Raw genomic sequence first — 15,817 nt, 5'->3', positions numbered from 1 at the left:
AGTGCTTCTTTATTCCAATTACCCTTATGACATTCTTAACAGCCACAAAGCCCCCAATATACTACCGCGGCGTATATTTCTTTTAAAAGTAAAGAGTGCTGTGAAAGCACTCTTATACGACGGCATATCCTTGTTCTTCAATCGCTTCCTGAATTTCGTTTAATGATGTCTTGCCAGCGTCATAATCCACTGCCACTTCACCTTTTTTTAGATCAACTGCCACAGATGAAACCCCTTCGAGTTCACCGACGCCAGTTTCAACCGAGTTTACACAGTGGCTGCAGGACATGCCTTGTACTTTTAATGTTTCAATCATTCTTATTCCTCCTAGAGTAGTATTTCCATAAACTTAACATACCTCATGAGGGTATATCAAGTTCTCAGTTTCATTTTTACTTTGTCTTTGTTTTCTGGACGCCCAAGGAATTTACTGTGACCAAAAAGAAAAAACCACCCTATTGATTTGATATTCGATTACTTTTCTATAAACGGCCGACAATGGGCTATCACCAGATATACTTTTTGTTTTTTTCGGAAGGAGTTTGCTGTTTCGCCAATAAATTTGTGCAGTTTCTATGGAGTTTCGGTATTTCCGTTTAGTCTGGAAAGTAGAGGGAATATTAGAAACGGAAGCAAAAATATAAAAAATGGAGGTTTTAGCATGGCTCATGAACAACATCAGGAATTGATTCAGGCATTGCACGATTGTGCGGCGGAATGTAACCATTGTTTTGATGCTTGTCTGCAGGAAGAAGATGTGAAGATGATGGCCCAATGTATTCGATTAGACCGTGAATGTGCAGACATTTGCGCATTTCTGGAACATGCAATTACCCGCAATTCGCCGTTCGTTTCCGAACTGGCAGCCGTTTGCGCAACCATTTGTGAAGCATGTGCAGATGAATGCGAGAAGCACGCCGACCATCACGACCATTGCAAACGCTGTGCGGAAGCTTGCCGCAGATGTGCAGAAGCTTGCCGTAACGTTGCGTAATTTACCCGAAAAGGCTCATTGGAGATATTTTCCGATGAGCCTTTTATCTTTATCTAGTATTATTCCATTTCATTGATCCATTTGTAGCCAATCCCCCACACGGTGATAAAATGGTCATTGATTGGAAATCCAGATTGCCGAATTTTTTCCCGCACATTCCGTACATGCGAATCAATGGTCCTTCCTTCCGTCTCCGAATCAAATCCCCAGATCAACTGGATCAGCTGTTCCCTTGTGAACACTTTATTGGCATTTTTCATCAGATGGCCCACCATCAGAAATTCTTTTGGCGTCAATTTGATGAAATGTTTGCCGTATGTGAGTTCAAACCGGTCCTCATCCCATAACAATCCATCGACTTCAATAGTGCTTTTCGGGGTTCTTCTGCGCAACAACGCGCTCATCCGGGCCAGTAATTCTTCTTCATTAAACGGCTTCGTGATGTAATCATCTGCACCCAGGTTCAGCCCTTTAATGATATCCTTCTGCTGTTCCCGTGCCGTCAGCATGATAATCGGCACATCCGAAAACTTCCGGATTTCCCGGCACAGCTCCCAGCCGTCCATATCCGGCATCATGATATCCAACAAGATAATATCGAAATTTTCTGTTTCCAGACAGGCGAGGGCTTCATGGGCTCCCAGTGCTTTTTTACAGAGGTACTGATGCGGCTTCAAATGCAAAGCCACTAAATCCAGCATTCGTTTTTCATCATCAACCAATAGCACTTTCTGCAAGCGAATCCCCCCTTTTCAATTCGATCCGGACGGTTGTCCCTTGTCCGTACTCACTTTGAAGCGTCATGAGGCCACCGTGTGATTCGACGATCTCTTTCGCAATTGCCAATCCGAGACCGCTTCCTCCGTACTGTCTGGATCTGGATTTATCGACCCGATACAATCTTTCAAAGACAAAAGGAAGATCTTTTTCCGGTATGCCCTCTCCTTCATCACGGATGCTTATGGTAATGGTATCTTTATCTTGGACTCCCTGTAATACCACTTGTGTTCCTTCAGGAGAATGTTTGCGGGCGTTGTCCAAGACATTCAGCAATACCTGCTGAAAACGTTCGGGATCAATGAAGGCGACAATCTCATGTTCACAATGGACAGCAAATGAAATCTGTTTCTCGTCAAAAGCTGGCCGAACCAAGGCAACGACGGATGCAAAAAGCATCTCCAGTGAAAATTCCTCTTTTTGAATGGCGAACTGGTTATGATCCATCTGAGCCAGCTCAAACAGCTGCCGGATCAATTCCGTCAAATGGGCCGTCTCTTCCCGGATGATGCCAATGTATTCCTTTTTCTCTTCCTCGGATGCATTCGGCCGGCTCGCGATATCGGCATATCCTTTGATATAGGTCAACGGCGTCCGCAACTCGTGCGAAATACTCGCCAAAAATTCATTCCGCTCATTTTTTAAACGTTCCAAGTCACTGGATAGGGCAGTGATGGCGTTCGCCAGCTCTCCCAACTCATCGTTTCGGCCAATATTCAGGCTGACCTCGTGGTGCCCTTCGCTTAACTGTTCCGTCGCTTCTTTCATCCGAATCAACGGCAACGTAATCAATCGGGATAGCAGAAAAATTGTGATGACGGTCAACCCGACAGCAATCAGGCCAACAATCAGGAATTGGTTTCGCAAATGACTGACCATCCCTTTGATATGATTGGTTTCCGCAAACATGAACACGTGGCCTCTATGTTCTCCTTCAATGGTGATTGGGCTGTCCGTCGCAATAAACTCTTTTTTGTCCCATCGCTCTTCCACGACCTTCCCTCCCTGCAGAACCTCATCAAAATCGGTGTGTTCCAGCACTTCCCTCATTTCGGGTTCAATTGAATCGGAGTGGGTCAATTCGTTGCCATCTGCATCCGTAATGATCACGATGAAATCGGAAGCCGACTCCATCAAGGCCACATGGTTCAATGTTGCCGGTTCAAAACTGTCTTCCAACACTTCGCTGTGGGTATTCCCTCTTGCGAGCAGATTCGTCATGACTTCATCCACCCGTTCATTGACGAAGGTAACGTACAAGGTCAGAAACAAAACCGATTCAATGATGATAATAAACACAAAAAACAGCAAACCTATTTTCAATGCAAGCCTGTTTAACATGGCGTCCCTCTTTAAGTCGATTGGTTAGCAGCAATCAAGACAAAGACTGCTGCCGAAAGCTGTTGGATTCGGTTCGTCTTTCAAACGGCTAGCTGGTTTCTACTTGGTTTTTCCCTCTTCCAGCAGCGTTTCCCAGGTCTGTGATCCGTCTTCCGACAAGTAAGCATTGCCCTGGAGTGAGTAGATCGCCAGTTCCCTTTCATCAGTCGGATTTTGTGCAATAAAAGCGATGGCATCTTGCGGAAGATCCGGTATGTTCACCGTCTTCAGTTCTTCATTTTCCATAGTATACTTCACCAAAGCCGCCGCTGTCCCGTAGCTTCCGAAATACAACTGGTCTTCGGTGAAATGCACCGCTGTGCCTGTTTCATTTTCCGATGTAATCGCCTCAAAATTTTCGCCGCCATCACGTGAGAAATACACACCTGTAGAAGTAGCTGCAGCAACGAAGTTCGAATCTGTCGGATGAAGGGCGAGCGCCATCACTTCTCCTTCTAATCCTGAAGCTTTGACCGGCTCCCACGATTCTCCTATATCGTTACTTTTGTAGAACCCTGCTTCGAGCAAGGAGTTTTTTGCTGGATTGAGCAGGAAAATATCATGGCTGGTGTACCCTACAGCCATCGCATGAAAGTCCGTTTCTCCTTGAAATGCAATCTCTTCCAAGGTTTCTCCGCCATCTGTACTCCGCTGAATCCCAAGCGGATTGGGCAAATCCGAATCTGCGCTCGGGTGTCCCGAAGAATAAAAGCCTTCATCTACAGCGTTAAAGCCCATATAATCGAAAAAATTATCCGCTGTTTCAAACCATTCGCCATCGCGATAAATTTTTGGACCGCTGTGTGATGCAAAATACAAATCGTTCCCACCTCCTGCATAGCCCATACCGTGGACGTGTCTCAGTTCTCCTTCAAACGGAACTTCAAATGAATCCGCTGTATCGTTGCTGCATCCTGCCAGCAAAAGCAAAGCCGACAGTACCGCTATGCCCATTCTCTTTTTTTTCATGTAGATGCCCTCCGAATATGTCAATTTTCTATACTTTCCATAAGTATCAACCTCTTATAGCTTAACGAAAAAGTTTCGACTTTTTGTGCAGATATCTTGATTTCAAACAGGTAATTCATACCCTTTACTAATTGCCCTAAAAGAACAGACCTTCCAAATCCCTCTTTCCTATCATGATTTATCAATCAACTACTCCACATTGTTCTTCTATACCATTTTCAGCTTTTCTAAAGATAGAATGCTTAACAAGACATGCAGGCATTGGCCATACTAAATTTCAATTTGCCTTCCCACTTGTCGCTCCCTGTTCATTCTAACAAGCATGCCCAAACATTAAAACAATCATTTGAATATATAATTGACAATCTAGCGAAATCATTGTACACTCGCATCAATCAAACGTTCGTTTGAATGTATAACTATCAGAGGGTATCACTTCACACTAGGATATCCGTAAAGGAGATGAGGGTGCTGTTAACCACGATTTTTACCGCGGTTGCCGCTTATGTGGCGACCAGCATTGATTACGTCATTATTTTGCTGATCCTGTTTTCACAAACGATGAAAAAAGGCCAGTTAAAATCCATTGTCATCGGACAATACCTAGGAACAGCCATCTTGGTGGGCGTCAGCCTGTTGGCTGCGTACGGCCTGACGCTTGTGCCGTCCCACTGGGTGGGCTTGCTAGGGCTCATTCCGATTTACCTGGGCATCCGGGTCTGGAAGCGAGAAGAAGACGAGGACGACGAAGAGAATCTCCTGTCCCGTTTGTCTTCCGGAAACCCCAATCGCTTGTTTGTCACCATTACAGTCATTACCCTGGCGGCTGGCGGCGACAACATTGGCGTCTACATACCCTACTTTTCAACCTTGAATCCAAGTGAAACAGTGGTGATGCTGGTTGTCTTTGCCATCCTGGTCGCCGTCTTGTGTTACCTCAGTTACCGGTTGGCAGCCGTTAAAACGATTTCTGAAACGATAGAGAAATGGGAACGGTGGATTGTGCCGATTGTCTTCATCGGGCTCGGCATCTTGATTATGGCGGAGAATGGGACTTTCCGTTTCCTTTGGGGATTGGTGAGTTGAAGTGATTCTTTGCACTCTTTGTTTTATATAGAAGAAAATCACTTACTTGAAAAAACGAACGAGTAAACAGAAGTGAGAAAAAGGAGTGAATGAAAATGGCAAAAGAGATTTGTGATGTGGTCTGTGTAGATGAAGAAAAGGTGGAACGAGTCCAGCAGCAACTGTCTGAACAAAATCCATTGGAAGTGGCGAAGATCTTCAAGGCGTTGTCGGACGATACGCGTATCAAGATCGCCTACGCCTTATCGCTGGAGGACAAACTGTGTGTGTGTGACGTTGCGAATATCATCGGTTCATCTACCGCAACCGCCTCCTACCACCTGCGACTACTGAATAATATGGGGTTGGCGAAATACAGCAAGGAAGGCAAGTTGGTCTACTACTCACTGGATGACGCGCATGTGAAACACTTGGTGCAAGTGGCCTTCATCCATCAGAAGGAGGTTGTTTCCGTTGGTTGAAAAAACGAAGGAAACAGAAGACAAAACGGTCTACCGGGTTGAGGGCTTTTCGTGTGCGAATTGCGCCGGGAAATTCGAGAAGAACGTCAAACAGATTCCCGGTGTCCAGGATGCCAAAGTGAACTTTGGGGCTTCGAAAATTGCGGTCTACGGCGAGGCGACGGTCGAGGAACTGGAAAAAGCCGGCGCTTTCGAGAATTTGAAGGTCGCACCGGAAAAACCGAAACGCCAGGCGGCTCCTGAAGAGACCGTCGAAGACAAAAATGTCTTCCGGGTCGAAGGCTTTACATGCGCGAACTGCGCCCGGAAGTTTGAGAACAACGTCAAGCAGATCCCCGGTGTCCAGGATGCCAAAGTGAACTTCGGGGCTTCAAAAATTTCCGTTTACGGGGCTGCGACCATCGACGAATTGGAGAAAGCCGGTGCGTTTGAAAACTTGAAGGTGGCGCCTGAAATTACAGGACGTCCAGCTATCACGAATACCGGAACCGAAAAAGCGCCAGCTCGAACAGAGAAGAAAGTGCCGTTCTACCAAAAGCACAGCACCTTGCTCTACTCCACCCTGCTGATCGTGTTCGGCTACATTTCCCAGTTCGTCAATGGCGAAGACAACCTGATGACGTCGCTCCTGTTTGTGGCGGCGATTGTCATTGGCGGGTACTCGCTCTTCAAAGTCGGCTTCCAGAACCTGATTCGCCTGGATTTCGACATGAAGACCCTCATGACCGTTGCGGTCATCGGGGCAGCCTTTATCGGGGAATGGGCGGAAGCGGCCATCGTGGTCATCCTCTTTGCGATCAGTGAAGCACTGGAACGCTATTCCATGGACCGGGCGAGACAATCCATCCGTTCGTTGATGGACATCGCTCCGAAAGAGGCACTGGTCCGGCGGAATGGCCAAGAACAGTTAATTTCGGTAGACGACATTGTGGTGGGCGACACCATGATTGTCAGACCGGGACAGAAGATTGCGATGGACGGCACGGTGACCAACGGGTATTCGGCGGTCAATCAGGCGGCCATCACCGGGGAATCCGTGCCGGTCGCCAAAACGGTGAATGATGATGTCTTCGCCGGTACGCTGAACGAAGAAGGTTTGCTGGAAGTCCAAATCACCAAACTGGTCGAAGACACGACCATTGCGAAAATCATTCACCTAGTCGAAGAAGCGCAGGGCGAACGCGCCCCTTCCCAGGCATTTGTCGATAAGTTTGCGAAGTACTACACACCGATCATCATGGCGGTTGCCGCACTTGTCGCCATTGTCCCGCCCCTTCTGTTCGATGCTAGCTGGGAAACCTGGGTCTATCAAGGACTGGCTGTGCTCGTAGTAGGCTGTCCGTGTGCATTGGTCATTTCGACGCCGATTTCAATCGTGTCCGCCATCGGGAATGCCGCGAAAAAAGGCGTGCTGATCAAAGGCGGCGTGTACTTGGAGGAAATGGGTGCGCTGAAGGCCATCGCATTTGACAAGACCGGCACCCTGACCAAAGGGGTTCCCGTCGTAACGGATTTTGAAGTCATGAACAAGCAAGTAAACGAAAAAGAGCTGCTTTCCATCGTGACTGCGCTGGAGTACCGCTCGCAGCATCCCCTTGCCTCCGCCATCATGAAAAAAGCGGACGCAGAGAACATTTCATATTCTTCGGTATTGGTCGAGGACTTCTCTTCCATTACCGGAAAAGGGATTAAGGGAACCGTAGAAGGGATCACGTACTACATCGGTAGCCCGATTCTGTTCAACGAGTTAGGCGCGGCGAGCCCCAATGCGAACTTGGAACAGACCGTAACGGCCCTGCAAAACCAGGGCAAGACCGCGATGATCATCGGGACGGAACAACACATTTTGGCGGTCATCGCCGTGGCCGATGAAGTCCGGGACTCCAGCAAGGAAGTCATCCAGAAGCTGCACGACATGGGCATCAAGAAGACGATCATGCTGACGGGTGACAACAAAGCGACCGGTCAGGCCATCGGCCGAGAGGTCGGCGTCACCGAAATCCAGGCCGAGCTGATGCCGGAGGACAAATTGAATGTCATCAAACGCTTACGGGCCGAGTACGGCAAGGTGGCGATGATTGGAGACGGCGTGAACGACGCGCCGGCACTCGCCGCTTCTACGGTCGGGATTGCCATGGGCGGAGCCGGAACGGATACCGCTTTGGAAACGGCGGATGTCGCTTTGATGGGCGACGATTTGAGCAAGCTGCCATTCACGGTGAAATTGAGCCGGAAATCCCTGAATATCATCAAAGCGAACATTACGTTCGCCATCGGCATCAAAGTGATTGCGCTGCTATTGGTCATTCCGGGTTGGCTGACCCTGTGGATCGCCATCATGTCGGATATGGGCGCTACCCTTCTGGTTGCACTCAACAGCTTGCGGCTGATGCGCGTTAAAGAGTAACGAAAAGAGCTTTCCAGCCAACTGGAAAGCTCTTTTCTGAAATACATAGTAGGGCACTACGAATCTGAAGCATTCTCTTACTAATTCTCAAGATATAGGGTATGGATTTTAGGAGAGGTACCCTTTGCTAGTATCGGTTCGCCTCTTTTGAAATAAAATGGAAAGGACGCGAACTTCATGAAGGCAAATAAGACTAAAGCGTATATACCGGCACTCAAATACCATTGGATGACCCGATTCTATTACCCGTTAATTCAGTGGGGAATGCAGGAAAAAAAGTTAAAAATGCACCTGGTCCACCAAGCAGCTCTCCAACCTGATGAAGTGGTGATGGATCTGGCTTGCGGCACAGGGACACTCGCTCTTTTTCTTCAACATTCACAAGCCGGAGTGCATGTGATTGGGGTCGATGCTGACCCCGAAATATTAGCCATCGCAAAAAAGAAGAGAAAAGAAAATCAAGTCGATCATATCCGATTCGAGGAAGGATTTTCTGATCGGCTCCCTTTTTCTAATCATCTGTTCCATCATGTCTTTACCAGTTTATTTATTCATCATTTGTCGTTGGAGAAGAAGAAGGAAACATTTGAGGAAGTTCACCGGACACTCAAGTCAGGCGGCCAGTTTCATATCCTCGATTTCGATAATCCACAAAATGGCTTGATGCGTGTGGCCTTCCTCCCTGTCCAATTCCTGGACGGATTTGAAACCACTTCACCACATGTCAAAGGCATAATTCCGAATCTCTTGAAAGAAACCGGATTCGCTGCAATTGAGGAGACAGGGAAGTTCTCAACCATCGTTGGAACGTTACGAGCATACAGGGCTTTTAAGCCATAAATTTTTTTGATATTCAGCTACCTTCTTTCACCTACCGTATAAACATCTTCTATAGATATGTATTTCCCTTAAAATCACCTTGTAGTTTTGTTGAATAAAGCTTAAAAAGGATACTAGAAAGCCGGTCGTAAAAGCTCACTTTTATAGACAAAGAGGGAGAGCAAAGGCTAATCAAAGCGCATCTTCTCTCCCCCTGCTATTTATCCAGCTTCCGATAATCTGATGATATGTAAACTAAGTTTCATCAGGGCTGAAAATTACTCACCCGACACACCTTCTAATATGAATTTAAGATTTAGAGAAATCTTGCGAACTCTCTCTTATCATTCTCGCTATTCTTCGGTAATGTCTTCATAAGTTTCCAATTCCGCTTTTTGCACCTTTTCAATGATGAAATCACATAGTTCCTTCCGATCCAACGTTTTAATAAAATAAACCTATTTTTCATTCAGCTCATAGTACGTTTTTTAAAACAAGACTATGTTAAAGAATATTGTTTCTCACTAGTGTCGCATTAAAATGAGTAGGTCTTGTCCGATAAGCGGAATTGTCTGTAAATTTATTTAAACGTAAAAAAATCCTCTATAATGGATTCGGGTAGTAAACCATCCAAATCCAAAATAAAGGACAATCGCATGGATAAGTTTACACGGAAAACATCATTTGAACAATGGCTCTCGCCAATTTCTTCTGGAAAAATTGAAGGACTGGTCGAGGCCCATCAGTTAAATCACTATACAAAGAAGCTACATTTCGAATCGTTTCTCAAACTGCTTGTATTCGCACAGCTCAATGAGACAGAGAGCCTCCGGGCTCTAAGCGACACGCTGTTCTCAGACGACCTTCAACGAGCAACGGCTCTAGAGTCGATCAGCTTCTCGCAACTAGGACGTCGATTGAGCGAGATTCCCACGCATGTGTTTCAGGTACTCTTCCTCGACTTGGTCACGAAAATCCATAAGATGAGTCATTTTGAAATTCGCCAAAAGGCGACGACGCCTCTAAAGATCATTGATTCGACCACATTGCCACTGAATCTGAATCGTCATCGATGGGCAGAGTTCAGAAAGACCAAGTCAGGCGTCAAGCTCCATCTGCGGCTGGTATTCTTAGAAAAAGGTTGTTCATATCCCGACAAGGCAGTGCTCACTAACGCAAAGGAGCACGACCGTGGCCAGTTAGAAGTCCTCGTCGATGATAGAGAATGCATGTACGTCTTTGATCGTGGTTATCTGGACTATGAACGGTTCGACCGCATGACAGATGAAGGGTTCTTCTTCGTATCACGTCTACGGAAGAACGCTGTCACACGTGTGATACAACCGTTAGAGTGTCTAGAGGCTTCCGAGGTCTTGTCTGATGAGATGATCTTGATCGGTACGGCGCAAAATCGAGCAGAGAATGTGTTTCGACGCATCAAAGTCTTGGATTCCAAGGGGAATCCATTGGAACTAATCACCAATCGCTTTGATATAGACGCAGACGAGCTAGCGGAACTCTATAGGTCACGGTGGGCCATCGAACTGTTCTTCAAGTGGATGAAACAGCACCTGAACATCAAAAAGTTCTACGGACAGAGCGAACAGGCTGTGCATAACCAGGTGTATATCGCCATGATCGTCTATTGCCTCCATGTTCTCGCACAGCTTGAGACGAACAGTCCAAGGAGTTACCTACAGATCAGTCGATGGCTACGAGCGGCACCTTGGAAATCCGCCTACATCTGGCTACGAAAGATCAAAGGGGGATCAATCCCGTAAGGGTGAATAGCTTCTAACTGCAAATGCCACAGTTTATAGTAAAAAAATGGATGTTAACTACCTTTTTCGGTATGTCTGTTCGTTTTTAATTTTTTCAACGAATAAAAGAAAACTGAATTTTCTCAACTAATTTATGCGACACTAGTGAATCGTTTTACAAAGGAAATCTTTCAGAAGGAGAAAAATTATGAGCACTGAGATTCTACATGCTCGTATAGATAGGCGTTTTAATGATATCTTCGAAACACCGCCTGAGGTGCCAGCTTATATCTATGAAAACTTTAACCATAACTTACGTCCTTATCAAGAAGAAGCATTACGCTATTTTATTTATACTCAACAGTCAGATGTAGCGGATGTTTCTTTTAACCACTTACTATTTCATATGGCCACTGGCTCGGGAAAGACTTTGGTCCTTGCAGCAACCTTGCTCTATTTATTTAAAGAAAAAGGACATCAGAACTTTATCTTTTTTGTTAATAGTGATGCCATTATTAAAAAGACACTTGATAATTTAACGAATATCAGGTCTCCTAAGTATCTCTTTAATACAGAAGGGATTGTTATTGACGGCAATCCAGTGACCATTCAAGTCGTAGAGGCATTTCCAGTATTTCCAGCAAACAACACAATTTATTTGAAACTGACTACCATTCAAAAACTTCATATGGACTTGACGAGTCCAAGGGAGAACGGTCTAACTTATGAAGCATTAAATGATATAAACCTAGTATTACTTGCCGATGAGGCTCATCATATCAATGCCTTAACAAGAAACGATAAGAAAAAGCTTAATAACAAAGAATTGGAAGAGAAAACATGGGAGAACACAGTCTCTACTCTTCTAAGTAGAAATAGAGCCAATCGCCTGATTGAATATACGGCAACCATTGATTTAAACAATGGTGCCTTATTTCAAAAATATCGCGATAAAATTGTCTTCCAATACGATTTAAAGCGCTTCATGGAGGACGGTTATTCAAAAAACGTAGTTCTTCTTCTAGCCAATGAAGATGACAATCATAAAATGCTAAATGGATTACTACTCAGCCAATACCGGAAATATATAGCACAAGATTACGGTGTAGCATTAAAGCCTATTATTCTATTCAAATCAAATAAAATCTCCACCTCTTTAGAAGCAAACAATACTTTCTTATCATTAATAGATGAGATAACAGTTGAAAAATTACAAGCTATCATCAATCGCGGGGTCATAGTCTATCAAAACGCTCAAAGCATTTGGTATAAAATGTTTACCTACTATCAACAAAAAAATCTAAATCAAGTTGTTCGTGACTTGAAATGGGAATTCACACAAGAAACAACCCTCAATGCCAATGAGGCTGGGTTCTTATCTGAAGAGAACGCTTTGCTTCTAAATACTTTAGAGAATCTAGATAATCCGGTCCGCACCATATTTGCAGTTGCTAAGTTAAACGAGGGGTGGGACGTTCTAAATCTATTCGATATTATCCGTATTAGCGAAGGAACATCTAATAGCAAAACAACTACAGACAGCGAAGCACAGCTTATTGGCCGTGGCGCACGTTATTTTCCATTTATTCACGAGGATCAACATTCTTATGTTCGTCGGTTCGACTTCTCAGGAAGTGACTTGAAGATAATTGAGACGCTCCATTATCATACAATCAACGAGAATGCTTATATCAAGAACTTAGAAAAATCTTTGGAGGCTGCCAATATTCAGGTTCATGAGGATCAATATGACCGCCTAGAAGCAAAAATAAAGTCAAAAGTTAGAAAAACGGATTTCTTCAAAAACGGAAAGATTTATATTAACAAGCTAGTGCCGACATCTGCTTTAGATTACATTTCATTTAAAGACTACAATGTTTCTCAGATTTACGATATGCAATATGATACAGCTATCGAACAACAATTTTTGTCTGGACGCACTACAACATCTGGTACAAATCGTTCCGAGATTCAGTTACCGATTTCCAAAGAGATATTGCAGAAAGCCCTCCAACGTAATATATTCTATCGTTTCCATAACTTAAAATTCTATGTACCAAGTATCACGAGCATGAAGCAATTCATTGAAGATGCTAATTTCTTAGGAAACATAAAGATTAATTTATCCGTCCCTCTAGGAATGACAGCGGAAGAACTGTCTCCAAAGGAGCGTTTATCGATTGTAGAAAGATTTTTAACTTATGCAGAGAAGAAAATTCGAACCAATTACAAAAAAGAACGGGGCACTCCTGTTTTTGAAGGATTCGCAATTTCTGAACTTATTGATGATTATGTAATAGAAATGAACAAAGTCAATCAGCGAGTCAATGTGACACAAATCGTCCGGACTCAGAACATGCGAGACCATGATTGGTATATCTATGATCAAGCAATTGTAAATGGACTGGAAAGTAGTCTGATTAACTTTATCAACGAATATTTAGAAGCCTTAAGGGAAAAGTATGAAGAAGTATATTTAATTCGGAATGAACGAAAAGTTAAAATCGTTGAAATTGATGGTTCTCGTGGATTCATGCCAGACTTTCTTCTTTATCTGAAAGATAGCGACTACACTTATCAGGTCTTTATCGAACCTAAAGGAGATAATCTTCGTGAGCATGATGAATGGAAACAAGAATTTTTAACATCACTACTAGAACGTGATGATATTGAAATTTTAAGCGAGAACGCTGACGTGAAATTGCTAGGTTTAAAATTTTACTCAAGTGATACAAACCTTAAATATGAGTTTAGAGAAGATTTCGCTCAAAAACTCTTAACTGATTAAGTAGTAACATAGACCATTAGTTTCGAAAGCAGAGATATATTGTTCTCTGCTTTTTCCAATTACACAAGAATTAATTTAGACAATCCTCTAATGCTGGTAGCTTTTAAAAATCATAAAAAGGAAATTAAGTTATAAGGATGAAGTTTTCTAACTCACATGCAAAGTAACGCTTGAATAAGGTGCAAAATATCACTTTAAGTGACAGAAGAAGGTTTTCACCTTCTTCTCAACCTCATCAAAAACCCTCGTTTTTGAAAGGGTTAATATAGTTCCATTTGTCAATATAAGATAAAACTTAAAATTTAGAACTATATACTTCTTCTTTACGATTCACATAATAACCGTCTCTATTCGCTATTGGAACGTGACCCGTATTCACAAATCTCCAATTGCCTTGGAGTCTTAGTTTTAAGTTCTATACAAACGAAACAACTTGAGACCGATAGAATGTGAAACCAGCTTGCCTAATTACATTTCCTAACAATTTTTTACGTAATCTTTATAAAACTCGGGTTTTCCCTTAATAATTTCCATTTAATCTATTACTAGATTCAAAAATACATAGATTAAGGAGAGATAAGGTATGACAGATCAGAATTCTCAAAACGGTTTGAACAGAAGAGATTTTTTAAAAGCGGGTGGAATGGGTGCACTTGCCCTTACTATTGGTTCGACTGGTGTAATAGGACTTGGTTCAAAGACACTTGCGGATTCGAATGTTAATCCAACCAGCGGATTTGGCGGGTACGGCCCTTTAGTACCGGATCCGAAAGGCATTCTTGATCTTCCAAAAGGTTTTCACTATAAAATTATTTCCAAAGAAGGCGACCTGATGGCCGATGGAACCAAGATTCCTGGAGCCTTTGATGGAATGGCAGCTTTTGAAGGAACTGATAATACAACCATTCTTGTTCGTAATCATGAATTATCGGGAGGTCCGGCATTTGGAAGCAATCCTTATGATGCGAATGCCAATGGGGGTACAACCGCTCTGGTTGTAGGTCCAAATCGCGATGTTATGAAAGAATATGTTACATCTTCGGGAACCATCCGAAATTGTGCTGGAGGAGCAACCCCTTGGGGCACTTGGTTGACTTGTGAAGAAACACGTACCGAAACACACGGATATGTATTTGAAGTGGATCCACAGCAGCCGGAAAACGAGTTGTCCAAAACGCCAATCAAGGAAATGGGGCGCTTCTCTCACGAGGCTTGTGCCATCGATCCTTCGACAGGATACGTATACTTAACCGAGGATTCAAGCCCAAGTTACCTTTACCGTTTTATTCCAAATGACTTGAGCCAAAAACCGGGTTCGTTACAAAAAGGCGGCAAACTATATGCAGCGGCAATTGAAGCGGTAACTGATCCATCAGCAAGTACATTTAAAACAGGACAAACATTTAATATTGTTTGGAAGGAACTGGATCCTCATTTATGCCGCGAGGACGCTAAGGCACAAAACTGCATCGAATTCAGCAGACTGGAGGGTGCGTTCTTTCAAGAGGGGGTATTCTGGTTCGATGACACCTCGGCCGGGGACAAAAAACTTGGACGCATTTATCGTTATGTTCCTCATACGAATACATTGGAGCTTTTCTATGAGGGAAATGATGCAAGAGAAATGGAATATCCGGATAATATCTGTTGTACTCCATGGGGGGACCTTTGGTATGCAGAGGATGGTTCCGGCCAAGACCGCATTATGGGAATTACCCCGGAAGGCAAAGTTTATCCTTTTGCCGCTAATCGCCTAAGTGACTCTGAATTGTGTGGCCCAACCTTCTCGCCAGATGGGAACACACTTTTTGTCAATATTCAAAGCCCAGGCAAAACCTTTGCTATTTGGGGACCGTTCCAACGCAGAAACTCTGCACGCGCAAGGGAAATGTCTTATGCTGCTCCTGCGAACCTTGCACCACAAGTTTCAGAGAAAGTGACCAAGGCTGCCGAAGCGCAAGGCATGTCCGTTCTGGAAGCAGCAGCATTTGAGAGACATGGGGTAAAAATGATGTAAATTGTTTTACGGGATACCATAAAAAAGATGTAGGCTAACACTTTGTCTGGTTTACATCTTTTTTCATTATAAACAATGGAGGTTATTTAAATGATACAGAATATAGGAATACCCGGTTTAATTCTTTTGCTTGTCATTGCATTGATTATTTTTGGCCCATCCAAGCTGCCTGAAATTGGCCGTGCATTTGGAACCACTTTAAAAGAGTTTAAAAAATCAACACGCGAGTTGGTATCAGATGATGAGCCAAACAAAGACAAAGACGAAACACAAAAAGGTAAAGCAGTTTAAATAAATAATGGATCTTAGAAGATGTAAGTAACTTCCTTGCTTTCATCTTCTTTTTTAGAGGTGATGTA

General features: G+C 43.8%; 13 protein-coding genes. 9 read left to right on the top strand and 4 right to left on the bottom strand.

The features are described 5' to 3' along the window. Positions 1-112: 112 nt before the first annotated feature. On the bottom strand, positions 113-316 hold the full coding sequence (gene copZ, locus ACF3OH_RS02370) for a copper chaperone CopZ (protein ID WP_094942858.1): 204 nt from the start codon (positions 314-316) through the stop codon (positions 113-115). A 345-nt stretch (positions 317-661) separates the two neighbouring features. Here copZ and ACF3OH_RS02365 point away from each other — a divergent pair, with 345 nt between their 5' ends. Then, positions 662-994 (top strand): four-helix bundle copper-binding protein, encoded by a 333-nt coding sequence (locus ACF3OH_RS02365; RefSeq protein ID WP_203331975.1) that lies wholly within the window; start codon positions 662-664, stop codon positions 992-994. Between the two features lie 59 nt (positions 995-1,053). Here ACF3OH_RS02365 and ACF3OH_RS02360 read toward each other — a convergent pair whose 3' ends face one another. The 3 genes from ACF3OH_RS02360 to ACF3OH_RS02350 form a co-directional block, all read right to left on the bottom strand. After that, the gene (locus ACF3OH_RS02360; protein ID WP_342526638.1) at positions 1,054-1,731 is read right to left on the bottom strand and encodes a response regulator transcription factor; all 678 of its coding nucleotides are present in this window, start codon (positions 1,729-1,731) and stop codon (positions 1,054-1,056) included. Next, on the bottom strand, positions 1,709-3,112 hold the full coding sequence (locus ACF3OH_RS02355) for an ATP-binding protein (RefSeq protein ID WP_392455620.1): 1,404 nt from the start codon (positions 3,110-3,112) through the stop codon (positions 1,709-1,711). Before ACF3OH_RS02355 ends, ACF3OH_RS02360 begins: the two co-directional genes overlap by 23 nt. Before the next feature lie 99 nt (positions 3,113-3,211). Then, complete coding sequence (locus tag ACF3OH_RS02350) at positions 3,212-4,120, bottom strand: F510_1955 family glycosylhydrolase (protein ID WP_392455618.1); 909 nt, start codon at positions 4,118-4,120, stop codon at positions 3,212-3,214. A gap of 471 nt (positions 4,121-4,591) precedes the next feature. Between ACF3OH_RS02350 and ACF3OH_RS02345 the strand changes: the two genes are divergently transcribed. The 8 genes from ACF3OH_RS02345 (at position 4,592) to ACF3OH_RS02310 (ending at position 15,749) form a co-directional block, all read left to right on the top strand. Then, positions 4,592-5,206 carry a CadD family cadmium resistance transporter gene (locus tag ACF3OH_RS02345; protein ID WP_154750252.1) on the top strand — a complete coding sequence of 205 codons (615 nt, stop codon included), beginning with the start codon at positions 4,592-4,594 and terminating at the stop codon, positions 5,204-5,206. 95 nt (positions 5,207-5,301) lie between these two features. Next, positions 5,302-5,667, top strand: a complete 366-nt coding sequence (locus tag ACF3OH_RS02340; protein WP_029595499.1) for a metalloregulator ArsR/SmtB family transcription factor — start codon at positions 5,302-5,304, stop codon at positions 5,665-5,667. After that, positions 5,660-8,074, top strand: a complete 2,415-nt coding sequence (locus ACF3OH_RS02335) for a heavy metal translocating P-type ATPase (RefSeq protein WP_392455616.1) — start codon at positions 5,660-5,662, stop codon at positions 8,072-8,074. The genes ACF3OH_RS02340 and ACF3OH_RS02335 overlap by 8 nt, the downstream gene beginning before the upstream one ends. Before the next feature lie 177 nt (positions 8,075-8,251). Continuing rightward, positions 8,252-8,914, top strand: a complete 663-nt coding sequence (locus ACF3OH_RS02330; protein WP_392455614.1) for a class I SAM-dependent methyltransferase — start codon at positions 8,252-8,254, stop codon at positions 8,912-8,914. A 635-nt stretch (positions 8,915-9,549) separates the two neighbouring features. Beyond that, positions 9,550-10,674: an IS4 family transposase gene (locus ACF3OH_RS02325; protein ID WP_392454494.1), complete on the top strand. Its 1,125-nt coding sequence runs from the start codon at positions 9,550-9,552 to the stop codon at positions 10,672-10,674. A 187-nt stretch (positions 10,675-10,861) separates the two neighbouring features. Further along, a complete protein-coding gene (locus tag ACF3OH_RS02320) occupies positions 10,862-13,441 on the top strand; it encodes a DEAD/DEAH box helicase family protein (RefSeq protein ID WP_392455613.1) in 2,580 nt (859 codons plus the stop codon). Positions 13,442-14,024: 583 nt separating this feature from the next. Beyond that, the gene (locus ACF3OH_RS02315) at positions 14,025-15,458 is read left to right on the top strand and encodes an alkaline phosphatase PhoX (RefSeq protein WP_392455612.1); all 1,434 of its coding nucleotides are present in this window, start codon (positions 14,025-14,027) and stop codon (positions 15,456-15,458) included. A 90-nt stretch (positions 15,459-15,548) separates the two neighbouring features. Further along, a complete protein-coding gene (locus ACF3OH_RS02310) occupies positions 15,549-15,749 on the top strand; it encodes a twin-arginine translocase TatA/TatE family subunit (RefSeq protein WP_392455611.1) in 201 nt (66 codons plus the stop codon). The last annotated feature ends 68 nt before the right edge of the window (positions 15,750-15,817 follow it).

The organism is Chryseomicrobium aureum (assembly GCF_043182735.1).
GTDB lineage: Bacteria > Bacillota > Bacilli > Bacillales_A > Planococcaceae > Chryseomicrobium > Chryseomicrobium aureum.
Note: the sequence above shows the minus strand (reverse complement) of the source record. Positions and strands in the feature narration are given on the sequence as shown.

What these genes read in the sequence shown, in the direction of transcription:
- copZ (WP_094942858.1), bottom strand. Translation starts at nt 316, where the DNA reads ATGATTGAAACATTAAAAGTACAAGGCATGTCCTGCAGCCACTGTGTA.
- ACF3OH_RS02365 (WP_203331975.1), top strand. Translation starts at nt 662, where the DNA reads ATGGCTCATGAACAACATCAGGAATTGATTCAGGCATTGCACGATTGT.
- ACF3OH_RS02355 (WP_392455620.1), bottom strand. Translation starts at nt 3,112, where the DNA reads ATGTTAAACAGGCTTGCATTGAAAATAGGTTTGCTGTTTTTTGTGTTT.
- ACF3OH_RS02350 (WP_392455618.1), bottom strand. Translation starts at nt 4,120, where the DNA reads ATGAAAAAAAAGAGAATGGGCATAGCGGTACTGTCGGCTTTGCTTTTG.
- ACF3OH_RS02340 (WP_029595499.1), top strand. Translation starts at nt 5,302, where the DNA reads ATGGCAAAAGAGATTTGTGATGTGGTCTGTGTAGATGAAGAAAAGGTG.
- ACF3OH_RS02330 (WP_392455614.1), top strand. Translation starts at nt 8,252, where the DNA reads ATGAAGGCAAATAAGACTAAAGCGTATATACCGGCACTCAAATACCAT.
- ACF3OH_RS02325 (WP_392454494.1), top strand. Translation starts at nt 9,550, where the DNA reads ATGGATAAGTTTACACGGAAAACATCATTTGAACAATGGCTCTCGCCA.
- ACF3OH_RS02320 (WP_392455613.1), top strand. Translation starts at nt 10,862, where the DNA reads ATGAGCACTGAGATTCTACATGCTCGTATAGATAGGCGTTTTAATGAT.
- ACF3OH_RS02315 (WP_392455612.1), top strand. Translation starts at nt 14,025, where the DNA reads ATGACAGATCAGAATTCTCAAAACGGTTTGAACAGAAGAGATTTTTTA.
- ACF3OH_RS02310 (WP_392455611.1), top strand. Translation starts at nt 15,549, where the DNA reads ATGATACAGAATATAGGAATACCCGGTTTAATTCTTTTGCTTGTCATT.